Consider the following 22,325-nt stretch of genomic DNA (forward strand, 5'->3'; position numbering starts at 1 on the left):
AAAAAGGAAAAGATATAGCGGATAGCAGGATTAGCTCCTAATCATTATTTTACAAAATATTAAATTGTTCAAAATGATGGTTCAAATGCTTTCTTTCTAATAGATAGGAGGCGTATTTATTCATTTCTCCGAAAACCATATTCTTTAAAACCGCTTCTGGATTTTCTTTGAAAAAGGTTTTATAATTTTCTCTTGCTTCAAAAAATTTGGCTTTGGCTGTATCAAAATCGGGATGAATTAAAGCTTCTACTTCTCCTTTTTTCATAGTTGGAAAAGAAGTTCCCATTGGAAATTTGTCATAATTATATAACGAATTATGGACTTTATCCAAAATTTTTTCGGGTGTGGCAATTTCGAAATCTTGAATTTTTCCTGACATGATTCGGTAGCCTTCTTCCAAATGTTCTAACAAATGTTGCGGCGTTAAAATTCCCCAACTTGGTTTTGAATTTTCAGTTAGTTTATTCAGACATTCTTGGATTTTAGCATCTGTCATTTCAACGAAAACTTCTTGTTTTTTCTGCACCATAGTTAGTATTGTGGCTACTGCTACCAATTCGTTTTCGGTATCAAAAACCTCAACAAACCATTTTACAATTCCGCTTGGATGTTCGGCTGAAGCGACATCTCTATCGACTTTTTGTTTGCACGTTAAACGCACATAAACTGTATCGTTATGATAAATTGGACGCAAGAAACGGCATTCTTCCAATCCGTAATTTGCGGCAACTGGACCTTTATTTGGATAAACGAACAAACCTGCTGCTGCCGCTAAAATGAAGTAGCCGTGAGCGGTTCGTTTTTTGAAAATACTTCCATCAAGCGAAGTAATATCAGTGTGTACATAGAAATGGTCCCAAGTGATGTTGGCAAAATTAATGATATCAGTATCGGTTACTGTTCGGTTATGCGTTCGTAATGACATTCCGGGTTGGATGTCTTCCCAATGGTATTGAAACGGATGTTGCGTGATTTCTTTATAGGCTGAATTCGCTTGATAAATTCCTGTAATTTCAGTTAAAGTAGTTGGTGAACCTTGAATAGCGCAACGTTGCATATAATGTTTGATTCCGCGAACTCCACCCATTTCTTCACCGCCACCTGCACGACCTGGACCACCGTGAACTAACAACGGCAATGGCGAACCGTGACCTGTACTTTGTTTGGCATTTTCACGATTTAGAACTAAAATTCTACCGTGATGTGATGCTGCATTTACTACGTATTCTTTGGCAATTTCGTCTGAATTTGTAACTATTGACGATACTAATGAACCTTTACCCATTTGGGCTAATTCAATAGCTTCGTCTAAATTTTTGTAGGGCATTATTGTTGAAACTGGACCAAAAGCTTCGGTTTCGTGAACGGCTAGATTGGTAAACGGATTGTCTTCTCGAAGTAAAATTGGACTAACGAAAGCACCTTTTTCATCTGCTCCGATTAACTTCGTTTTTTCTAAATCGCCGTAAACAATTTTAGCAGATTTTGATAATTCTTGAACTCTTCCTTTTAAGACATCGACTTGCTCTTTACTCACCATAGCACCCATTCGGACTTCTTTTAATCTTGGGTCACCAATAGCAACTTTATCTAACGATTTTGAAAGAGCTGATTGAACGTCATCCATAAGTTTTTCTGGAACAATCATACGGCGAATTGCAGTACATTTTTGGCCTGCTTTTACAGTGATTTCGCTTCGTGCTTGATTGATGAATAAATCAAATTCTGGTGTTCCTGGAATAGCATCTTCTCCTAAAATTGATGCGTTCAAACTATCAGCTTCCATCGTAAACGGAACTGATTCTTGTAGTATTCTTGGATGTGATTTTAGTAATCTTCCTGTTGTTGCCGAACCTGTAAATGTGATTACGTCTTGGCTTTCAACAGTATCAAAAATGTTTCTGGCAGTCCCTGAAATTAATTGCAATGCGCCTTCTGGTAATATATTGGATGCAATAATTTCTCTTACAACTGCTTCGGTTAAATAAGCGGTAACTGGCGCTGGCAATACAACTGCTGGCATTCCTGCCATCCAATTGCAAGCGCATTTTTCTAACATTCCCCAAATTGGAAAATTGAAAGCGTTGATGTGAATCGCCACTCCTTTTTTCGGAACCAAAATATGATGCGCCATAAATCGGCCGCCTTTCGACAAATCGATTGGATCGCCTTCTACATGATAAGGTTGATTTGGGAATAATTTTCGCAACGAAGCGTTAGCGTATAAATTTCCGAATCCGCCTTCGATGTCAATCCATGAATCGATGCGAGTTGCTCCGGTTCGATAACTGATTTCGTAAAAAGCTTCTTTGCGTTTGGTCAAATACATCGCCAAACTTTTAATCATATTGCCGCGTTCTTGGAAGGTCATTTTGCGCAGTTTTTCACCACCTTTTGTTCTTCCGTAGTGTAAAATGGCTGGGATATCTAATCCTTCAACAGAAGTTTCTGCGATGAATTCGCCAGTAACTGCATCGTAAGACGGTTTTCCATCTCCAGTTGCTGAAGTCCATTTTCCTTGTACGTAATGTTGTGTTTTAGTCATACTCTATATTTTTTTGCCACAGATTCGCAGATTTTTTTTGCCACGAATTACACAAATTTTCACAAATTATTTTCCATTAGCTAAAGCCAACGGCTATTCAGCTATGCGTTCGATTATTGCGGCATAGCCTTGACCAACGCCGATACACATTGTTATTAATGCGTATCTTTTTCCTGTTAGTTGTAACTCTAATGCAGCTGAATAGGCGATTCTTGCTCCTGTTACTCCTAATGGATGTCCGATTGCTATTGCGCCACCATTTGGATTTATTCTAGGATCGTTATCTTGTAATCCTAACTCACGGATGCATGCTATACTTTGTGCAGCAAAAGCCTCGTTTAACTCTATAATATCGATTTGGTCTAATGTTAAGCCTGCTTTTTCAAGAGCTTTTTTGGTCGCTTCTACTGGACCAATTCCCATAATTCTTGGTTCTACTCCTACCACCGATGAACTTACAATTCGAGCCAATGGTTTTAAATTGTATTTTTTAACAGCTTCTCCTGATGCAATTATTGTTGCGCAAGCTCCGTCATTTAAACCAGAGGCGTTTCCTGCTGTTACACTTCCGTCTTTTTTGAAAGCTGGACGTAATTTTGACAAACCTTCCATTGATGTGGTTGGTTTGATGAATTCATCTTTTGAAAATTGAATCGCATCGCCTTTTCTTTGTGGAATTTCTACCGTTACTATTTCTTTGGCTAATCTTCCTGAAGTTTGGGCTGCTGTTGCTTTTTGTTGGCTATTTAAAGCGAACGCATCTTGATCTTCACGAGAAATATTATATTTTTCTACTAGATTTTCGGCAGTTTCACCCATTGCATCTGTGCCGTACATTTCGTGTAGTTTTGGATTTATAAATCTCCAACCAAAACTGGTATCGTACATTTTAGAATCGGTTCCATACGCTGATGATGGTTTGGAAACTACTAATGGTCCGCGTGTCATGTTTTCGATTCCGCCTGCTATAAAGATGTGTCCGTCACCTGCTTTTATAGCACGATTTGCGTGGATTATTGCTGATAATCCTGAACTGCAAAGACGGTTTACGGTTTCGCCTGGAACGGTATATGGTAATCCTGCTAATAAAAGTGACATTCTAGCTACATTACGATTGTCTTCACCCGATTGATTGGCGCAACCTATGATTACGTCGTCGTAGGCTTCTTTTGGAATGTTTGGATTATTTTCTACTACGGTTTTGATGACCAATGCTCCTAAATCATCTGGGCGAACCGATGCTAGTGTTCCTTGGTAACTTCCGATTGGAGTTCTTACTCCGTCTATTATGTATGCTTCCATATTTCAGTTGGCAGTTTTCAGTTGGCAGTTTTCAGTTGCTCAACTTTGAACTTATTTTGTTTTTATTTTATTTAACCGCAAAGAGCGCAAGGTTTTACGCAAGGTTCGCTAAGTTTTGTTCTCTCGCAAAGACGCTAAGGCGCCAAGCTTTTTTATATTTCATATTTATTTTATTTTCTATTCAATACATTTCCTTATTAGCCCTGATTGGAGAGGAAAGCTCCCGATTTTTTCGGGACTTGGAACGGAAAGCAGGAATTGCCTTTATTGAAAATGCCCAAGCGATTCGCTCCTGACTTCGACAAACTCAGTCTGACAGTTTCTATTCTTCCCAATCTTTTTGGGTGCGATAAACTACGCCCTTGAATAATGCTACTAATTCGTTGCCTCGTTTTACCTCTATGATATTGAATCCTAGTTTGTTATTTACTTTTTCTATTACTGATTCGGCGGTTAAATAATCGCCTTCGTTCACGGCTTCGATGTGATTTATTGACGTTTCGATGGAAACTGAAAATTTACCGTGCGTGTTAGCAGCAAATCCGAAAGCGGTGTCGGCTAACGAATAGGTGATTCCACCGTGGGCTTTGTGCATACTGTTGAGCATCTCTTTGCGAACCGTCATGGCGACTTTGCAACGACCGATTTCGCATTCGAGAATTTCGATACCTAGCCATTGGCTGTAGGCATCTTGAGAGAGCATTTTGTATGGTATTTTGGTTCCTTCCATTTGTTTGTTTTAACCGCAAAGAGCGCAAGGTATTACGCAAGGTTCGCTAATTTTATTTAGTAAAAAGATTTATTTTCTCTATTCATTCTTCTTAAAATCGGGCTGCATCGGTATCTATCTTCGTGGTATTCGTTGTATAATTCGTCTAGTTTTTCTACACACCAATTGATTCCTTGTTCGTCTGCCCAAGCTAGTAAGCCTTTTGGGTAATTCACTCCTTTGGTCATCGCGTTGTCTATGTCTTTGGCCGATGCGATGTTTAAAAATAGTGTGTCGGCAGCTTCGTTTATTAGCATTACGATTACTCTTTCGAAAATGGTTTTGGCTAATGCTAAATCTTCTGTTGGTTTTGGTAATTCTTGGTTGTAATTGTAAAATCCGCGTCCTGATTTTCTTCCTAAAAATCCTGCTTCCAACAATCTTTTTTGTGTGAATGATGGTTTGAATTTTGGATCGAAATAGAATGCCGTGAATACGGTTTCTGTTACGACATAATTTACATCGTGACCAATCATATCCATTAGTTCAAATGGTCCCATTCGGAAACCGCCGATCGTTTTTAAAGCCCAATCGATGGTTGCAAAATCGGCAACTCCTTCATCGTAAATGCGAAGACTTTCGCTGTAAAAAGGTCTTGCAACTCGGTTTACTATAAATCCTGGAGTGTCTTTGGCAACGGCTACTACTTTTTTCCAATCGGAGATGATTTTGATTGTTGATTTCAAAACTTCTTCGCTAGTTTGAACGGCTGGAATTACCTCAACCAATTGCATTAATGGTGCTGGATTAAAAAAGTGAATTCCAATGACGCGTTCTGATTTTTGGCAAGAAGCAGCAATGGAAGCTATTGATAATGAAGATGTATTGGATGCTAAAATGGTTTCGGGCGAGACGTAATTTTCTAGTTCAGAAAATAATTTTCGCTTAATTTCCATATTTTCAATTATGGCTTCGATGACTAAATCGGAATGCGATAATTCACCTAATGTGTGTGCGTAGGAAATGTTATCTTCGATTCTAGATTTTTCGTGCATGTCTATTTTTGCTTTTTCTACTAATTTCGATAGCGTATTTTCGAGATTGGATTTGCTTTTGGCAAGCGCATCGATATTGGTATCGTAAATTTTTACTTCGCAACCAGCTGTTGCGGCAACTTGTGCTATGCCACTTCCCATTGTTCCACTACCAATAATAGCTACTTTCATTTTATTCTTGATTTATTTGTTTTAATAAACCTAACAGGTTTTGGAAACCTGTTAGGAAATCAGTTCCCTCTAAATTCTGGTTTTCTTTTTTCTACGAAAGCGGTTACTCCTTCTTTATAATCGTTTGACGAACTGGCTTCAATTTGTAAATCACTTTCTAAAGCTAGTTGTTGTTCTAGATTATTGGTCATAGATTGATTTAATAATCTTTTGGTTAAACCGATTGCTTTTGTTGGCATTAGAGCTAAAGTTTTTGCCAATGTCATTACTTCTTCTTCAAAAAATGATGTTGGATAAATTTTATAAATCATTCCCATATTTAATGCTTCTTCAGCGGAAACTTTGTCTCCAAGCATCATTAAAGCTGTTGCCCTTTGAAAACCAATTAATCTTGGAAGAAAAAATGTTCCTGCGCTATCTGGTATTAATCCGATTTTGCTGAAAGCTTGAATGAAACTTGCGTGATCGGCAGCTACAACAATATCACAAGCTAAAGCAATGTTTGCTCCAGCTCCAGCAGCAACACCATTTACTGCAGCAATAATTGGTTTTTCGATGTTTCTGATTTTTTGGATAATTGGATTGTAGTGTTCTTCTAATATTTTTCTGAAACCTGGATTTAACTCTGGATCAGTTACTTCTTTTAGGTCTTGTCCAGCACAAAATGCTTTTCCGTTTCCAGTTATAACTATTGCACGAACATTTTTATCGTTTTCACAATTATCTAAAGTTTCTTGTAACAGAAATGCCATTTCACGATTGAAACTATTGAAAACTTCTGGTCTGTTGAGTGAAATCCACGCTACATTGTTTTCAATTTTTAGTTCTATTGAATTGCTCATACCTAATATTTGTTGAAGATTGAAGAATAACGATTTTTGATTTTAGAACATTTAAACTTCATAAATCAAAAATCAACATTCAGCAATCGTTAATCTTATTATTTTAAACATTTAAAGTAGTCGAAAGGTTCTAGGCAATCTTCGCATTGGAAAAATGCTTTGCATGCTGTGGAACCAAATTGACTTACTAATTTTGTGTTGAATGAACCGCATTGCGGACATTTTACTAACTTTTTATTACCTAGAAGTGCTTCTTTATCTGCTGATTCTGATAATGGTGAAGCAATTCCGTATTTTTCTAATGCTAATCTGCCTTTTGGAGTAATCCAATCGGTTGTCCATGCTGGCGAAAGGATTAGTTCTATTTTGGCTTCGTAGCCTTTTTGTTTGAATGCTAATTTGATATCGTCTGCTATTACGTCCATTGCTGGGCAACCGCTGTAAGTTGGTGTAATTTGAACCTCAACATTATCATTTATAACTTTGGCAGAACGCACTACTCCCATTTCCATTATTGATAATACTGGAATTTCTGGATCGGATACTGTTTCTAGTATTTCGAAGAGATTTTGGTCGATATGTGTTAGTTCTTCTGTCATTTTTGTTTTTTTGAGATTCTGAAACAAGTTCAGAATGACAAATTATATTTTACCAAGTCATGTTTGGATACGCGCGTTGCATGAATTGTAATTCAGTTAGAATGTACCCCATATGTTCGCTGTGAATTCCTTGTTTTCCTCCTTTTTGGAAGTATTCAATTGTTGGAATTTCTAACGTTGATTCTTCTAAAATTTCGTTTACTTTTTTAAAGTAATTTGATTTCAAAAGCGTTACATCAGCTCCAATTCCTTCAAAGACCATTGCTTTATCTGCGTCTGTTTGATGAAATAATTCGTCGGTGAAAATCCATAAATCGTTAATTGCTGTTTGGATTCGGTTATGACTTTCTTCAGTTCCGTCGCCTAATCTTCTAATCCAATCGGAAGAAAATCTTGTGTGATACGAAACTTCTTTGATGCTTTTTTTGGCAATAGCCGATAACGTTTCGTCTTTGCTATTATGTAATTCTTGTAAAACTAATAAATGATAGACATCAAATAAAAACTGTCTTGCAATAGAATATGCAAAATCTTGATTAGGTTGTTCTACCAACAAAACGTTTTTATATTCTCTTTCTTTTCTTAGGAATGCAATCGTATCTTCTGTGGCATCACCTCCGATTAATTGGGCTGCATATTGGTAATAACTTCGCACTTGACCGAATAAATCTAGAGAAATATTCGTCATTGCGATATCTGTTTCTAAACTTGGACCGTGACCGCAAAGTTCGCCTAGACGTTGACCTAGAATTAGAGAATTATCTGCAATTCCGTAGATGTATTGAATTAAATTGTTGTTCATTTTTTTGTTTTTGACACGAATTGCACGAATTTGCACGAATTCATTGTGTTAAATAAATTTCACGAATTTTAATTATCTTTAAATCAACTAGATTTAATTGAAAACAAATTCTACATGTGTTTTAATTCGTCTGGTAATTCATAGAATGTTGGATGACGATACGCTTTGTCTTTTGCTGGATCGAAAAGTTCTGCGCTGTCGTCTGGATTTGAAGCTGTGATTTGTGCTGATGGAACAACCCAAATGCTAACGCCTTCCATACGTCGCGTGTAAACATCGCGAGCGTTTTCTAATGCCATTGTTGCATCGCTTGCGTGTAAACTTCCGCAATGGCGGTGTTCTAATCCGTTTTTACTTCTTATAAATACTTCCCAAAGTGGCCAGTTTTTCATATTCTTACTAATTATATTTTTTCTACTTATGAGTCCTTCGACTGCGCTCAGGAGGACAGACTTGTAGTATTATATTGCTTGTTTTACTTCTTTGTTTGCTTGTTTTTCAGCATACGCCATTGCTGCATCGCGAACCCATTTTCCGTTATTCCAAGCGTTTACTCTGGCAGAAATTCGTTCTTTATTGCATGGTCCGTGGCCTTTTACTACTTGCCAGAATTCGTCCCAATCTAGTTCGCCAAATTCGTAATGTTTGGTTTCTTCGTTGAATTTTAGTGTTGGATCTGGAATTGTAAGTCCGATCATGTGCGCTTGTGGAACAGTTTGATCTACAAATTGTTGACGCAATTCGTCGTTGGTTTTGCGTTTCAATTTCCATTTCATTGATTGTTCTGTATGAATGGATTCTGCATCAGTTGGTCCTAGCATCATTAACGATGGAAACCACCATCTGTTTAGTGCGTCCTGCGCCATTTCTTTTTGTTCAGGAGTTCCTTCTGCAAGAGTCATCATAATTTGAAAACCTTGTCGTTGATGGAAACTTTCTTCTTTACATACACGAACCATAGCGCGAGCATAAGGTCCGAATGACGTTGTTGTTAATGGCACTTGATTGATGATTGCTGCGCCGTCAACTAGCCAACCGATTGCTCCCATATCTGCCCAAGTAAGTGTTGGATAATTAAAAATACTTGAATATTTTGCTTTTCCAGAATGCAGCTGGTCGTATAATTCTTCGCGAGAAATTCCCAGTGTTTCGCAGGCTGAATATAAGTACAAACCATGTCCGGCTTCGTCTTGAATTTTGGCTAAAAGCGCTACTTTTCTTTTTAAAGAAGGTGCGCGAGTTATCCAATTTCCTTCTGGTAACATGCCGACAATTTCGGAATGTGCGTGTTGGGAAATTTGACGAATGTGTGTTTGACGGTACTTTTCAGGCATCCAGTCTTTTGGTTCGATTTTTTCGTCTCTTGCAATTCGTGCGTCGAAAATTTCTTCTAGGTTTTTTACTTCGTGTTCTGACATAATTTTTTGAATTAGTGTTCAGTGTTCAGTCGCCGTAATATTCTACTTTGCAGTAACTTTGAACTATTATTATTTTATTTTTTTTTCCACAGATTTAACGGATTTTAACACATTTTTTTACCGCAAATTCCCAAATTATATTTTTTCCTCTCGAACCATATAAGTTATATAAGGTCATTTAAGAAATTGTTGTCTTATATTTTATTTTTTATTCATTTCGAATGCTTTCTAGCCCTGATTGGAGTGGAAATCCTTTTTCAATTGCCTCGGGTTAAAACCCGAGGCAATTGAAAAAGATTGCAACGGAAAGCAGGAAAATGGATTGTAAAAATGCTCAAGCCATTCGCTCCTAAAAAAAATATTTTACTTTTAATTTATACCTAACAGGTTAAAAAAACCTGTTAGGAAATGTGCTATACTCCAAAATCGACTACAACCTTTTCTGATGTGGGTACGGCTTGACAGCTTAGCACCAATCCTTTTGCGACTTCGTTTTCGTCGAGAGCATAGTTCACTTTCATTTCGACGGTTCCTGAAATGACTTTGCACTTGCAGGTGCTACAAACGCCACCTTTGCAGGCGAATGGCAAATCGGCTCCAGCGGCTAATGCGCCGTCTAGAATGTTGTCGAAATCGTCGTCCATGACGAAATGGAATTCTTTTCCGCCGTCGATGATTGTTACATCGGTTCCTTCTACCTTTTTCTCTACTATTTTTGCCATTCGAACTTTGTCTTCGTCAGTAATTCCTGATGTAAACAGTTCGTAATGGATTTTATTTTTGTCTAAACCTGCGGCAACTAATTCGTCGCGGATTAGGAATATCATTTGTTCTGGACCGCAAATAAAACATTCGTCGGTTGCTGGAATGTCGATGATATTTTTGGTAAGAACTTGTAATTTTTCTTGTGTAAATCGTCCGTTTAACAGTTCGATGCTTCGGTGTTCTTTGGTTAAGAAATGGAAGATTTCGAATCGGTCGAAATAGGTATTTTTTAATTGCTCAATTTCTTCTTTAAAAATAATTGATTTTACAGTACGATTGAGATAAAACAGTTTAAATGTGCTGTTTGGTTCCGAAATTAAGTGCGTTTTTATAATGGAAAGAATTGGTGTGATTCCGCTTCCTGCCGCAAAAACGATGTAATTTTTAGATTTATCGGAGTTGATTGCTACGTTGAAATCTCCGTTTGGCGCCATTAATTCGATTGTGTCACCTTTTCTTAAAGTGTCGTTTACGAAGGTTGAAAACAATCCGCCGTTGATTTTTTTAACAGCTATTTTCCATGTATTTTCGTTTGGAGAAGAGCATAATGAATAAGAACGACGTGTATCTTGACCGTCAATAATTGATTTTAGTGTAAGATGTTGTCCTTGTTTGTATTGGAATTCTTGCTTTAATTCGTGTGGAATTTCGAAAGAAAGTACGGAACAATCTTTGGTTTCCTTGTAAATATCGGCAATTTTTATGCTGTGAAATTTTGACATAACCACTGAATAATTTTTAACTAACACTTGTTAGTTTGTTATGCAAATTTAGTGAAAATTTTGATATGTTACGAAAACGTTATATTTTTTTTGTTTTAAAACATTAAGACATTAAGGTTCATTGAGTTTAAAGTTTGAAACAGAGATTTTAGAAATTTGAGAAATTATACAATTCCATTGAGTAACACCTGAATCATGTTTGCTTTTAGTACTTCGGGTTTTATTGTTTTTTTCTTTCCGTACCAAATGTAGAGTGTTCTTAGTGTTGAAAGTGTTGAAAAAATTATGACTTCGATGTTTAGGTTTTTGATTTCTCCGTTGGCGATTCCTATTTTGATGATTTCTCGAAAACTTTCTTCGTAGTCGTTTCGCATTTTGATGAAATAAATTAAATCGTCGTCGGTTAGGTGCATCCAATCGTTGTTTAGGCAAGCTAAAGCATCTGAATTTCTTAATGTAATATCGATATGAAGTTGTATTACTCGTTCAATTTTTTGGATGGTTGTGTCATTAGAAGCTAGTATTTCATCGATTACAGAAGTAAATTCTTCGGCGATTTCGATAACGATTAACACTAAAATTTCTTGTTTGGATTTGATGTGATTATAAAGACTTGCCGCCTTGATATCCATAGCTTGGGCGATGTCACGCATGGTTACAGCGCTGTATCCTTTTTCTTTGAAAAGTTGTGCTGCTACGTTTATAATTTCGGTTTTTCTATCGGTAATCTTCATACGAATCAAATATAAAGATTTTTTTGACTTGGGTAACTTTTGTTACTGAAATATAGATTGGATAGTTTTAATTTTGCTTCAGAAATCCATTGATTTGGAACACAGATTAAAGAAATTATAAAAAATATAAATATGGGATTATTAAGCATGTTGGGTTTAGGTGGGAAATCGGAAAGCGTGAAAGATTTTATGGACAAAGGAGCTGTTATTATTGACGTGAGAACCGTTGGAGAATTTCAAAGTGGTCATATTAAAGGATCGAAAAACATTCCGTTGAATACTATTGGAAATCAAATTGACAGTATTAAAAAATTGAACAAACCTGTGATTGCTTGTTGCGCTAGTGGAATGAGAAGTGCGCAAGCGACATCCATTTTGAAGAATAATGGAATTGAAGCTATGAATGGTGGCGGTTGGAGCAGTTTACAAAATAAATTGTAATTTTTGGATTTTGGAAAATAAAAAAACCATCCCGAATTAACGAGATGGTTTGAAAAAAACTCAATTATAAAAAACTACTTACTTTTTAATTACTTTAAAGATTTTCACTTTATCATCAACTAAAACTCGAACAATATATGAACCTGATGAATATCTGGACATATCAATTGTTGTTTCATTTTCGTTTACCGATTTTGAAAAGACAACTTGACCAAGTATATTCACAACTTCAAGATTTGTCATCATTTCTGTTGAAGAAATAGTTACAAAATCAACTACTGGATTTGGATATAATTTGATAACGTTTGCTACAAATTCCTCGTTTCCTAAACATCCACCTAAAGTCATTGTTACTGCCAATCTTGTTGGGCTTTCACAACTTGTTACCGTTTGAGAAGCGTAATAAGTTGTTCCCGAAACTAAAGCTGTTCCTGATGGAATTACATTTCCGCTTGACGGTGCATCATACCAAACAATATTTGAACCTGTGACAGATATTAATCCGACAGTTTCTCCTGCGCAAAACGTTTGATTTGCAAATCCGGTTGGTACAGCTGTTGGATTTATTGAAGCCGTAACAGCAACTCTTGAAGTAGTACAAGAACCATTTGTTGCTTCAACATAATAGGTTGTAGATACTGAAATAGTTGGCGTTGTAAAACTTGAACCTGTTGCTAATATCGTTCCGCCAGAAGCATTTGCATACCAATTTAATGTTCCTAAACCTTGTGTTGTTGCACTTAACGTTAGTGTTCCTGCATCGCATCTACTTGCTGGAGTTGTTGAAAGAACTGTTACTGCTGTAAAAATAGTTGCAGTAATTGGAGTTCTTGCAGAAATACAAGTTCCGTTTGTAACCTCAACATAATAGGTTGTTGAAGTTGCTAAACTTGGTGTGTTGAATATTCCGCCGGTAGTTAATGCTGCTCCACCACTTGCATTGGCAAACCAACTTATTGTTCCCACATTTGATGTTGCTTGTAATTGAACACTTCCAGTTCCGCATCTACTTGCTGGCGTAGTTGATGTTATTATTGGAATATCATAAACTGTAGCCGTAATTGCCGTTCTGATTGAAGAAACACATCCGTTGTTTACTGCTTCTACATAATAAGTTGTAGTTGTTGCAATACTTGGTGTTGTAAAACTTGAACCTGTTGCAATTGAAGTTCCACCACTCGGAACACTATACCAATTGATAGTTCCAACGGAGAAAGTTGCGCCCAAAGTTACCGTTCCTGTTCCGCAACGACTTGCAGGCGTTAAAGTTGTATTGAATGGTCTATCGTTTACAGTTACGAGAACAGGAATTCTAGCCGATTGACAACTTCCGTTTGTTGCTTGAACATAAAATGTAGTTGTAGTTGACCAATTACTTAACGAAAAGTTATTTCCCGAACCTTGAACAATTCCACCAGTTGGCACATTATACCAAGCTAAAGTTCCTGCACTTGCTGTTGCCGAAATAGTAAAGGTATCGCCACCACAAATGGTTGTTGGAGTTGTTGAAATTATTGTAGGACTAGGATTAATTGTAGCAATTACCGCTGTTCTTGTTCCTGTTGCACAACTTCCGTTTACTGCTTCTACATAATAGGTTGTAGTTATTGAAATACTTGGTGTTGTAAAATTATTGGTCGTTGCCAAAGGAGTTCCACCAGTTGCGTTGGCATACCAAACTACATTTCCAGCGCTTGATGTTACATTTAATGTTACACTTCCGGCATCGCATCTACTACTTGGCGTAGTTGAAGTTATTGTTGGAGTTGTATTTACAGTTGCAGTCACAGCAGTTCTTGTAGAAGTACAACTTCCGTTAGAACCTTCTACATAATATGTTGTAGAAACTGAAATACTTGGTGTTGTAAAACTTGTACCAGTTGCTAAACTTGTTCCGCCAGATGCGTTTGCAAACCAATTAATAGTCCCAGAATTGGCTGTTGCCGATAATGTTACTGTTCCTGCATCACAACGACTGTTTGGTGTAGTTGCTGTAATAATTGGCGTTGTATTTACAGTTGCAATTACTGCTATTCTTGGTGACGTACAACTTCCTGTTGTTGCTTCTACATAATAAGTAGTTGTTGCACTTATACTTGGAGTTGTAAAATTATTGGTTGTTGCCAAAGGAGTACCGCCAGTTGGATTTGCATACCAAATTGTATTTCCTGCACTTGATGTCGCATTTAATGTTACACTTCCTGCATCACAACGACTTGCTGGTGTTGTTGAAGTTATTGTTGGTGTTGTATTTACCGTTGCAATTACTGGAACTCTTGCGGAAGTACAAACTCCGTTAATAGATTCAACATAATACGTTGTAGTTGCTGAAATACTTGGTGTTACAAAACTTACTCCAGTTGCAATAGCTGTTCCACCTGTTGGATTTGCATACCAATTTAAAATTCCAATATTAGTTGTTGCCTGTAAAGTTACTGTTCCAACATCGCATCTACTTGATGGAGTTGTAGTTGTAACTAAAGGATTAGCAAATACATTTATGTAAGCGTTTAAAGTTACCGTACCTGTTCCGTTATAATTTGCAGCCACTAATGTTACTGCATAACTACCAGCAGTGTTATATGTTATTACTGGATTTTGAATTGTTGAACTGTTTGGAGTTCCGCCAGTAAAAGTCCAAGTCCAAGCCGATGGAATATTGGTTGAAGTATCAGTAAATGTAACCGATTGACCTATACAAACACTCGTTGCACTAGCTGTAAAACTTGCAACTGGCGGTTGTGTTGGGCAAATTTGTGGTGTTGCATCAACAACGGCTCCGTCATTATCGCCACCAAAATAAGCATAAAATGAAGGAGGAAAAGGACATATTCCTATAATCGTTTCATCTGTTGTTGCGCCATCATTATCGCCACCCATGTAGGTAAAAAATGATGGTGGAATTCCGCATGAAGTAGCAGACAATTCGTCTACTGTTGCGCCATCATTGTCTCCACCTAAATAGGCAAAAAAAGATGGTGGAATTCCACATGCTGTATTACTTAATTCATCTACTGTTGATCCGTCATTGTTTCCTCCAAAATATGCGTTAAAATGCGCAGGAATTCCGCAGGATGTTATACTCAATTCTTCAGAAAAAGATCCAGAGGAAGTTCCTCCATTGTATTGAGCATAAGACGATAAATGTGTCAACAAAACGATTAAGAATACAACTATATAATTTTTAGTTGTTTTCATAATTCTAATTTGATTTTAAAATTGTTAATAATTTTGATTTAGAAATGAATTTATTTTAAAACATTTCTTTCAAATTAGATTATTATCTCACGCCACGACCACCAAAATTATATTGTCTTATAGCGCTAACTGTTGTAATACTTGCTCTATCAGAAGTTTTTACTCTTGCCACAACATTTACATAATCGCCACCTCTAAAACCTACACCAACTGCAGTAGCTGGATCTGGCCAAGTTGCTTGATTTGCCAAACCACTTGCTGTAATTGTTCCGTCACCTAAAGTTCCGTTGAAAACTGTTCCACTTGCATTTGAAGTTGTAATAAATCTTTCGGCTACATTTCCACCAAGTTCCATTGCGCCGTAATAGGCTGCACCAGCCGAAGCTCTTCCAGAAGAACCAGTTGCAAAAGCACCAACTTTAACTGGTCCAAAAACTCCAGAACCCGATCCAATTCCTGCAGCACAAGTTCCATTAGTTGCTGGCGTCCATGTTTCATTAGCTAAATAATCATTAATAAGTCCGCCCAATTGAGAGTAAATTGCATTCATTTCGATTGTTCCCCAAGGATATTCATCGGCAACACGATTGGTTGTTCCGCGGCATACTTTTTCAAATTCCATTTCGGTCATTGGTCGTAAAGCAGCCCAATCTAAATAGGCAGAAACATCGCTCCAACTAAGATTATTCATTGCAGTTCCTTGTCCGTCATCACTATTATTTTCTACACCAGCAGTTGCATCACAAACATAAACAGCTGGAATTGCACCATTGTTTCCCGGAGTTGAAATTCTGATACCATTTCTATAGTTGAAACCTGTAAACATTGCATAAGTTCCAATAGCACCAATTGGGTCATTGGCTACGTGTGCCGCTTGTTGGTCGTAAGTTAAAGAGTTTAAATATTCTACATATTGTAATTGAGAAATTTCATATTTCATACAATAAAAAGCGTTGTAACCCATTGGAAAAGTTGCAGGCACATTAGTTGCAGCACCGCCTAAAGTAGCAGAAGTTAAACCGGCAGATTGTGTAGTTGCAGTGATATTAATACTATTAAAAGTTGAAGCACTTGTACCGTCACCTATTTGAAAATTATTTTGAGGCACATTTACCATTTCTATTCCGAAAACTTTATAGTTAAACGTTCCAGCTGGAATTGTCATTTTTAGTGTTACCGACGTAGAAGCTACAGTTCCGCCACCAATTGCGCTTCTGCGGATGAAAACGCCTCGTCCATCAGCAACTGGATCAACTTGTAAAGGTGAAGAAGTTGAATGATCTGTTGCAAGCGAACTCAAACCTGCATGTGCCCAAAGTCTAGTATTACAATCTTGGTATTTGATAAAAACCCAAACCGCATCCCAATTATTAGGTGCGACAGAAGCATTCCAACTGTTGTCCCAAGAGATATTAAAAGTGATGTTGGAACCCGAAACTGATGTTCCTGTAATTTGTACATTATTTGCAGAAGCATTTATTGCAAATAAAAAAGTAACTGCTAAGGCAATTTTTGAAAATAATTTTTTTGATTTCATTGTATTGATTTTTAAAAAGTTATAGGACAAACTTAGGTCACTATAAAACACAAAAAAATACGCTGTTTTGCGTATTTTTAAGAAATCAATAATCTATATTATTTTATTACTTTTTGCCTTTTGAATGGCTTCCAGTTTATTGTGAACTTTAAGTTTATTGTAAATATTTTCAACATGTTTTCTTATTGTTCCTGACGAAAGAAACAAATTATCGGCAATTGCATTGTATTTTAATCCTTTGCTAAGTTGCTCTAAAACTTCAATTTCTCTTGGGGTTAAAACTACCTCATCACAAACTTCTAAATTATCAAAAACTACTGGATCGCGCAGTAATTTTAGTGTTTTTAATGCTATTGATGGCGTCATTGCTGCACCACCATTTAAGGTTTCATTTATGGCATTATGAAGTTCTTCGGGATTAATTTCTTTTAATAGATAGCCATCGGCACCAGCTTTTATAGATTTAAAAATGTTTTCGTCGTTATCAAAAACGGTGAGCATTATAATTTTTATTTGCGGATGTTTGTTTTTCACATTTTCTGTAGCTTCAATTCCATTCATTTTGGGCATTTCTATGTCCATAAGAATTAAATCGATGTTGTGATTTTTTTCCAGTTTATCCAATAAATCAAGTCCATCATTTGCTTTAAATTTTACATCTATTTCATCAAAAAAAGAGAGTTTATCTTGAATCGCTTTTTGCAAAAAAGTATTGTCGTCAACTATGGCTATTTTTATCATTTTACTTGTTATTTAAAGAAAAACTTATTGTTGTTCCTTTGTTTGTTTGTGAATCAATCTTGAAAGTACCGTTTATTTCTTCAATTCGTTTTTTCATGTTATACAATCCGTTTCCAAAGTTTGTGTTTTCAATATCAAATCCTTTTCCGTTATCGGTAACATCTATTTTAATATCATTATTTTGTTTGTATATATTTACTAAAATTTCATTGCCATCACTATATTTTACTGCATTATTTATAGCTTCTTGAATGGTTCTATAAATATTAATCCCTACTAATGATGACAATTTTATGTCTTTCAGTTTATTGTCTATTGCAAATTTAAAATCAATATCTTCTTTAGCACTTTTAGCTTTTTCTATAAAATTAAAAATTCTTGAACGCAAGTCATCAAAGGCAAATTCTGAGGTATTCATTGCCCAAATAGTATCTCGTAGCTCAATAATAGTAGCTTTAGTAAAGTCGCTAATTTTGGTTAATTGGTTGTTTATTTTAGTATCAGTAATTTTATTTCCAAATTTTAAATTGTCAATAGACGAAATTACAAAGGTTAATTGCGCACCAATATTATCGTGCAAATCTCGTGAAATTGAGAGTCGCTGTTCGTGCAATTTGTTTTGAGTCTCTATTTGAGAAATTGCCGATTTCAGTTCGTATTCTTGTTCTTGCTGTTTGTTTTTTAGTTTTTGCTGGCGGTAAATTAGAAATCCAATCAAACCTATAAATAATGCCAACACCGAAACTGCAATTAGTTTATTTCTAGAGTTTTTAGCTTCTATTTCTTGTTGTAGAAGTTGCTTTTCTTTTTTGTTAGATTCATATTTCACATCCAATTCTGCAATTTTCGCATTGGTTTCTTTATTTAAAATCAAGTCTTTATATTCTGAATATTTTTTAAAATTAGAAAATGCCAAGTCAGGTTGCCCCAATAACTCATAACATTCTGAGAGTTTTTTGTAACTGTATTGAATTAAATCTATATAATTAAATTGCAAAGCATCGTGCACTGTTTTTTGATAATATGAAATGGCTTTTTGGTAGTTTTTTTGTGCAAAATACAAATCTCCAAAATAGGATAGATTTTCTGCAACACCAACATTGTCTTTTATTTGTTTCCGAATAGAAAGTGCTTCATTGTATAATTTTATTGCTTCATTATATTGTTTTCGCATTACATAAACGCCAGCAATGTTGTTTAAACTATAAGGAATTCCTAATTTATCATTTACTTTTTCTTTTAGAATTAATCCTTTTTTGTAGAAAAATAATGCGCTATCCAATTCATTTTGCATTTCTTTGAGAACACCATAATTATTATAAATGCCTAAAAGCGGTTTTTCAAAATTATTTTTTTGGGCGATTTTCATTCCTCTTTGCATAAAAATTTGCGCTTTTAAAAGATTGCGCTTTTTAATTCGATAGCCCAACTCACCATATTCTTTAGCTAATTTTTCTTTTTCATTGTTCTTTTCAAATAGTGAAATTGCTTTTAAAGAATAATACAAATCTTTCTCGTACTTTCCTTGATAATAATAAACCAAACTTAAATTAGCATAACTTTCGGCCAATCCTAATTGATAATTTATTTTATATGCATCAGTAGCATTTTTCAAAAAAGTAGCTTCTAATAATGAAGCATTTTTAATTCTATCCTGAAACGGAATTTTATTAATTGCATCAATAGAATTCTTGCTTTGTGAAAAACAAATTGAAGAAATCAAAAGAAAAAAAAGTGTTTTTTTCATCTTATTTATATCAAAATTAGTATTGTTGTCCCTTCGTTTTTATTAGAATTTATGGTAAACTTACCTCCTATTTCTTCTATTCTTTTTTCTATATTTTGCAAGCCACTTCCATATTCTGCCGATGCTAAATCAAATCCATTTCCGTTATCGTGAACCTCTATTACAATGGCAATTTTATCTTTAGAAATGGTGACTTTTATAGCACTTGCACCTGAAAATTTTATGGCATTATTTACAGCTTCTTGAATGCTTCTATAAATGTTTATTCCTACAATTAATGATAGTTTTGTGTCTTTTACATCTTCATTAATTACAAATTCGAAATCAATATTAGTTTTTTCTTCTAGTGCTTTTTCGGCAAAATTACTAATGCGCGATTGCATGTCTTCAAAGGTGTATTCGCTACTTTTCATTGCCCAAATAGTATCTCGAAGTTCTATAAAAGTAGATTTTGTATAATTACTAATTTTAGTAAGTTGCTTTTCGACCTTCTCATTTTCAATTAATTTTGCATATTTTAAATTATCAATTGACGAAATAATATAGGTGAATTGTGCTCCAAGACTGTCTTGTAAATCTTTAGAAATCAATAATCGTTGTTCCTGAATTTTGGTATGATTTTCTATTTCTTTAATTTCCGATTTTAATAAAAATTCTTGCTCTTGTTGTTTGTTTTTAAGTTTTTGTTGTCTATAAATCAAATAACTAATAACTACAAGTGCCAATGAAATTAACCCAAGAATTTGAAATTGAGCGGTTTTATTTTTTATTTGAAGTTCTTTTTCAGATATTTTGGCTTTAGAAATTAAAAGTTCTTTTTCTTTTTTATCATCTTCATAAAAAGTTTTTAACTGAGCAATAGAAGCTTCCTTTTTTTCATTAATTAATTTCTTGTACACCAACTGGTATTTTTCTGAAATATCTAATGCTTTTTTATAATTACCTTGACCTTTGTAAAAATCGATTAACACTTTATAATTTTTCACCAAACCTGGATTGTAATTTACTTTTTCGGCAATCGAAATACTTAAATTGGTGTACCTTTCAACTTCCAATGGTTTATTAGAAAATAAAGCGAGTTGTGCCAAATTAGCATACGAATCGGAAATTTGCTTCTGACTTTTATTTACTAAATCCAATTCTAAACACGCATCAAAATAATATTTGGCACTGTCCAATTTATTAGAATACATAAAACAATTGGCTTTATTGTCTAGAAATGTGGCTTTTAAATCTCTAGATTTTATGCTTTCGCAAATTTTTAATCCTTCGTCGTCAAGTGCTAATGCTTGTTTAAAATCACCATTCATACCATAGATATTTGCCATAGTGTGAATGGCAACCAAGTAGGAACCGTTATTTTTATTTTTTGCTAATATTTTTCTGGCACTATCTAAATGTTTTTTTGCCAAATCGCTGTCTTCCTTTTGCAAATACATTTGACCTAAATTAGCGTGAATTCCGCCAATTTTTACAGTATCTTTAAGTTTTTCTGCAAGTTGCAAAGCAATTAATAAATTCTTTAACGAGTTGGGATAATCACCATTATTTTTATAATAATTACCTAATCCACTGCAAGTTATAACTAGCAACGAATCGTTTTTAGACTTTTTTAATAAATTGAAAGCTGTTGTGTAGTTTTTAAAACTTTCAAGTTCATCACTCATTCGGTGGTAATAAATTCCGTCGCAGATGCAACCTAAAGCCTTAAAATTATTGGGTTCATTAGTCGTATTTTTTTTAATACTATCGGCATAATTTCTAATCTTAAAATAATCGGAATTTCGAAGCGAATAAGCCGTATTAAACCAGTTTACAACCTGTTTTTGATGGCTAGAAAATGAAGTCGAAATTAGTTTTTCGTCTTTATTTTTACAGGAAACTAAAACTAATATTACAACAACTATTGCTTTCTTAATCATAAAGTTAGTATTTTCATTGTCTAAATTTAATTATTATTTCCTTTAGAAATGATTTCTATAAAAACTTTTTGAAGTTCAACAACATCATCACCCAAATTTTTCATGTCTTTCTTGTAGCTAGAATTGTATTGGTCAGATATGAAAATCTTGTCATTAAGCATTTTTTGTCTTTTGTTTAAAGCAACAATCATTTGGTGTAATTGCTCCATAGTTTTAGCATGACTGTTCTTTATTTCTGCATTTTTGTATAGGAGAAATGAAATAACAAAAAGAAGTACAACTATTAAAAAAACGAATAGATTTGTCATAAAAAAACCATTAAATCAATTACAAAATTGACGTAATGGTTTGTATAAAACAATACGAAGAAATACGTATTTATCCTTTAATTTTTAGATTAAACTCTTTGTCAGAATTGACCACTTCGCCATTATATTGCAGTTTCCAACCCATAGAATTGGTTACAATTAATATCTTAGAAAGCTCACTTATCAATCTATTTTTAGCATTGGTTTTTAAGGTAGATTGTTCTATTTTTTTGGATAGATTTGCCTTAGCTATTTTATTTATTTTATTGTAATCCTCGCCAGTAAATTCGTTAAACGTACTTTGATCTACATTATAATATTTAATATCTGGACTAATTTTTATTTCTTCTTTCGGAATATTGGTAATCGTTAACATCTTATTTGGCGCATCAATATCATAAGTTACTTTACTCAAATCAAAGCTCACAGTCACATCAGCATTGATAACTACCAATGCTTTTTTATCGAACGAAATTAAGTTTCCGAGGTATTTATTTTGATCTTTATAAGTCATTACTTGCGAGAAATGACCTTCGGTAACAACCAATTTACCTACATTTTTTATTTGCTCCTGAATTAAATTGGTGTCATATTCTACCGTCGAACCTTCTTTGGACGAAGTGAAATACTTATATCCAAAAAACAAAACCAATGCCGAAAGAATAACAATTGCCCATTTTCTAATTTCGGCTATTGCTCCAAAAAAACCAACTTTTGAAGGAGTTTGCTGTGTCATAATTATTGTATTTGACAACGAAGATATAAAA

The 22,325-nt window shown here is 34.9% G+C and carries 19 protein-coding genes; 1 reads left to right on the plus strand and 18 read right to left on the minus strand.

Translation table 11 applies throughout. The features are described 5' to 3' along the window. Nucleotides 1-49 precede the first annotated feature (49 nt). The 11 genes from paaZ to ACH2CG_RS01890 form a co-directional block, all read right to left on the minus strand. The gene (paaZ, locus tag ACH2CG_RS01840) at nucleotides 50-2,545 is read right to left on the minus strand and encodes a phenylacetic acid degradation bifunctional protein PaaZ (RefSeq protein ID WP_395061621.1); all 2,496 of its coding nucleotides are present in this window, start codon (nucleotides 2,543-2,545) and stop codon (nucleotides 50-52) included. Nucleotides 2,546-2,638: 93 nt separating this feature from the next. Next, nucleotides 2,639-3,847, minus strand: coding sequence for a 3-oxoadipyl-CoA thiolase (pcaF, locus tag ACH2CG_RS01845; RefSeq protein ID WP_395061623.1), 1,209 nt, complete (start codon nucleotides 3,845-3,847; stop codon nucleotides 2,639-2,641). 322 nt (nucleotides 3,848-4,169) lie between these two features. Then, complete coding sequence (locus ACH2CG_RS01850; RefSeq protein ID WP_395061625.1) at nucleotides 4,170-4,577, minus strand: PaaI family thioesterase; 408 nt, start codon at nucleotides 4,575-4,577, stop codon at nucleotides 4,170-4,172. Between the two features lie 56 nt (nucleotides 4,578-4,633). Then, the gene (locus ACH2CG_RS01855) at nucleotides 4,634-5,782 is read right to left on the minus strand and encodes a 3-hydroxyacyl-CoA dehydrogenase NAD-binding domain-containing protein (RefSeq protein ID WP_395061627.1); all 1,149 of its coding nucleotides are present in this window, start codon (nucleotides 5,780-5,782) and stop codon (nucleotides 4,634-4,636) included. Between the two features lie 59 nt (nucleotides 5,783-5,841). Continuing rightward, on the minus strand, nucleotides 5,842-6,624 hold the full coding sequence (locus ACH2CG_RS01860) for an enoyl-CoA hydratase-related protein (RefSeq protein ID WP_395061629.1): 783 nt from the start codon (nucleotides 6,622-6,624) through the stop codon (nucleotides 5,842-5,844). A 98-nt stretch (nucleotides 6,625-6,722) separates the two neighbouring features. Then, nucleotides 6,723-7,223, minus strand: coding sequence for a 1,2-phenylacetyl-CoA epoxidase subunit PaaD (paaD, locus tag ACH2CG_RS01865; protein WP_395061631.1), 501 nt, complete (start codon nucleotides 7,221-7,223; stop codon nucleotides 6,723-6,725). A 49-nt stretch (nucleotides 7,224-7,272) separates the two neighbouring features. Continuing rightward, nucleotides 7,273-8,025, minus strand: coding sequence for a 1,2-phenylacetyl-CoA epoxidase subunit PaaC (paaC, locus tag ACH2CG_RS01870; RefSeq protein WP_395061633.1), 753 nt, complete (start codon nucleotides 8,023-8,025; stop codon nucleotides 7,273-7,275). Nucleotides 8,026-8,135: 110 nt separating this feature from the next. After that, nucleotides 8,136-8,417, minus strand: a complete 282-nt coding sequence (gene paaB / locus ACH2CG_RS01875) for a 1,2-phenylacetyl-CoA epoxidase subunit PaaB (RefSeq protein WP_298177646.1) — start codon at nucleotides 8,415-8,417, stop codon at nucleotides 8,136-8,138. A gap of 69 nt (nucleotides 8,418-8,486) precedes the next feature. Next, the gene (gene paaA / locus ACH2CG_RS01880) at nucleotides 8,487-9,443 is read right to left on the minus strand and encodes a 1,2-phenylacetyl-CoA epoxidase subunit PaaA (protein ID WP_395061636.1); all 957 of its coding nucleotides are present in this window, start codon (nucleotides 9,441-9,443) and stop codon (nucleotides 8,487-8,489) included. Between the two features lie 413 nt (nucleotides 9,444-9,856). After that, nucleotides 9,857-10,930 (minus strand): 1,2-phenylacetyl-CoA epoxidase subunit PaaE, encoded by a 1,074-nt coding sequence (gene paaE / locus ACH2CG_RS01885; protein ID WP_395061638.1) that lies wholly within the window; start codon nucleotides 10,928-10,930, stop codon nucleotides 9,857-9,859. 164 nt (nucleotides 10,931-11,094) lie between these two features. Then, a complete protein-coding gene (locus tag ACH2CG_RS01890) occupies nucleotides 11,095-11,664 on the minus strand; it encodes a TetR/AcrR family transcriptional regulator (protein ID WP_395061640.1) in 570 nt (189 codons plus the stop codon). Nucleotides 11,665-11,796: 132 nt separating this feature from the next. Between ACH2CG_RS01890 and ACH2CG_RS01895 the strand changes: the two genes are divergently transcribed. Further along, the gene (locus tag ACH2CG_RS01895; RefSeq protein ID WP_395061642.1) at nucleotides 11,797-12,105 is read left to right on the plus strand and encodes a rhodanese-like domain-containing protein; all 309 of its coding nucleotides are present in this window, start codon (nucleotides 11,797-11,799) and stop codon (nucleotides 12,103-12,105) included. Nucleotides 12,106-12,183: 78 nt separating this feature from the next. On the opposite strand, the gene ACH2CG_RS01900 is transcribed toward ACH2CG_RS01895, so the two are convergent. The 7 genes from ACH2CG_RS01900 to ACH2CG_RS01930 all read right to left on the minus strand — a co-directional run bounded on the left by ACH2CG_RS01900 (nucleotide 12,184) and on the right by ACH2CG_RS01930 (nucleotide 22,294). Next, the gene (locus ACH2CG_RS01900) at nucleotides 12,184-15,303 is read right to left on the minus strand and encodes a T9SS type A sorting domain-containing protein (RefSeq protein WP_395061644.1); all 3,120 of its coding nucleotides are present in this window, start codon (nucleotides 15,301-15,303) and stop codon (nucleotides 12,184-12,186) included. Nucleotides 15,304-15,385: 82 nt separating this feature from the next. Further along, a complete protein-coding gene (locus tag ACH2CG_RS01905; RefSeq protein ID WP_395061646.1) occupies nucleotides 15,386-16,840 on the minus strand; it encodes an SUMF1/EgtB/PvdO family nonheme iron enzyme in 1,455 nt (484 codons plus the stop codon). 93 nt (nucleotides 16,841-16,933) lie between these two features. Beyond that, nucleotides 16,934-17,581 (minus strand): response regulator, encoded by a 648-nt coding sequence (locus ACH2CG_RS01910; protein WP_395061648.1) that lies wholly within the window; start codon nucleotides 17,579-17,581, stop codon nucleotides 16,934-16,936. A gap of 1 nt (nucleotide 17,582) precedes the next feature. Next, the gene (locus tag ACH2CG_RS01915; protein ID WP_395061650.1) at nucleotides 17,583-19,328 is read right to left on the minus strand and encodes a tetratricopeptide repeat protein; all 1,746 of its coding nucleotides are present in this window, start codon (nucleotides 19,326-19,328) and stop codon (nucleotides 17,583-17,585) included. Between the two features lie 5 nt (nucleotides 19,329-19,333). Continuing rightward, nucleotides 19,334-21,250, minus strand: coding sequence for an ATP-binding protein (locus ACH2CG_RS01920; protein ID WP_395061652.1), 1,917 nt, complete (start codon nucleotides 21,248-21,250; stop codon nucleotides 19,334-19,336). A gap of 26 nt (nucleotides 21,251-21,276) precedes the next feature. After that, on the minus strand, nucleotides 21,277-21,558 hold the full coding sequence (locus tag ACH2CG_RS01925) for a hypothetical protein (protein WP_395061654.1): 282 nt from the start codon (nucleotides 21,556-21,558) through the stop codon (nucleotides 21,277-21,279). Between the two features lie 70 nt (nucleotides 21,559-21,628). Further along, nucleotides 21,629-22,294: a DUF4230 domain-containing protein gene (locus tag ACH2CG_RS01930; protein ID WP_395061656.1), complete on the minus strand. Its 666-nt coding sequence runs from the start codon at nucleotides 22,292-22,294 to the stop codon at nucleotides 21,629-21,631. Nucleotides 22,295-22,325 lie beyond the last annotated feature (31 nt).

Source organism: Flavobacterium sp., assembly GCF_043778725.1.
Classification (GTDB): Bacteria; Bacteroidota; Bacteroidia; order Flavobacteriales; family Flavobacteriaceae; genus Flavobacterium.

Excerpts from the sequence above, each read along its gene's own strand:
- paaZ (WP_395061621.1), bottom strand. The coding sequence starts at position 2,545 with ATGACTAAAACACAACATTACGTACAAGGAAAATGGACTTCAGCAACT.
- pcaF (WP_395061623.1), bottom strand. The coding sequence starts at position 3,847 with ATGGAAGCATACATAATAGACGGAGTAAGAACTCCAATCGGAAGTTAC.
- ACH2CG_RS01850 (WP_395061625.1), bottom strand. The coding sequence starts at position 4,577 with ATGGAAGGAACCAAAATACCATACAAAATGCTCTCTCAAGATGCCTAC.
- ACH2CG_RS01855 (WP_395061627.1), bottom strand. The coding sequence starts at position 5,782 with ATGAAAGTAGCTATTATTGGTAGTGGAACAATGGGAAGTGGCATAGCA.
- ACH2CG_RS01860 (WP_395061629.1), bottom strand. The coding sequence starts at position 6,624 with ATGAGCAATTCAATAGAACTAAAAATTGAAAACAATGTAGCGTGGATT.
- paaD (WP_395061631.1), bottom strand. The coding sequence starts at position 7,223 with ATGACAGAAGAACTAACACATATCGACCAAAATCTCTTCGAAATACTA.
- paaC (WP_395061633.1), bottom strand. The coding sequence starts at position 8,025 with ATGAACAACAATTTAATTCAATACATCTACGGAATTGCAGATAATTCT.
- paaB (WP_298177646.1), bottom strand. The coding sequence starts at position 8,417 with ATGAAAAACTGGCCACTTTGGGAAGTATTTATAAGAAGTAAAAACGGA.
- paaA (WP_395061636.1), bottom strand. The coding sequence starts at position 9,443 with ATGTCAGAACACGAAGTAAAAAACCTAGAAGAAATTTTCGACGCACGA.
- paaE (WP_395061638.1), bottom strand. The coding sequence starts at position 10,930 with ATGTCAAAATTTCACAGCATAAAAATTGCCGATATTTACAAGGAAACC.
- ACH2CG_RS01890 (WP_395061640.1), bottom strand. The coding sequence starts at position 11,664 with ATGAAGATTACCGATAGAAAAACCGAAATTATAAACGTAGCAGCACAA.
- ACH2CG_RS01895 (WP_395061642.1), top strand. The coding sequence starts at position 11,797 with ATGGGATTATTAAGCATGTTGGGTTTAGGTGGGAAATCGGAAAGCGTG.
- ACH2CG_RS01900 (WP_395061644.1), bottom strand. The coding sequence starts at position 15,303 with ATGAAAACAACTAAAAATTATATAGTTGTATTCTTAATCGTTTTGTTG.
- ACH2CG_RS01905 (WP_395061646.1), bottom strand. The coding sequence starts at position 16,840 with ATGAAATCAAAAAAATTATTTTCAAAAATTGCCTTAGCAGTTACTTTT.
- ACH2CG_RS01910 (WP_395061648.1), bottom strand. The coding sequence starts at position 17,581 with ATGATAAAAATAGCCATAGTTGACGACAATACTTTTTTGCAAAAAGCG.
- ACH2CG_RS01915 (WP_395061650.1), bottom strand. The coding sequence starts at position 19,328 with ATGAAAAAAACACTTTTTTTTCTTTTGATTTCTTCAATTTGTTTTTCA.
- ACH2CG_RS01920 (WP_395061652.1), bottom strand. The coding sequence starts at position 21,250 with ATGATTAAGAAAGCAATAGTTGTTGTAATATTAGTTTTAGTTTCCTGT.
- ACH2CG_RS01925 (WP_395061654.1), bottom strand. The coding sequence starts at position 21,558 with ATGACAAATCTATTCGTTTTTTTAATAGTTGTACTTCTTTTTGTTATT.
- ACH2CG_RS01930 (WP_395061656.1), bottom strand. The coding sequence starts at position 22,294 with ATGACACAGCAAACTCCTTCAAAAGTTGGTTTTTTTGGAGCAATAGCC.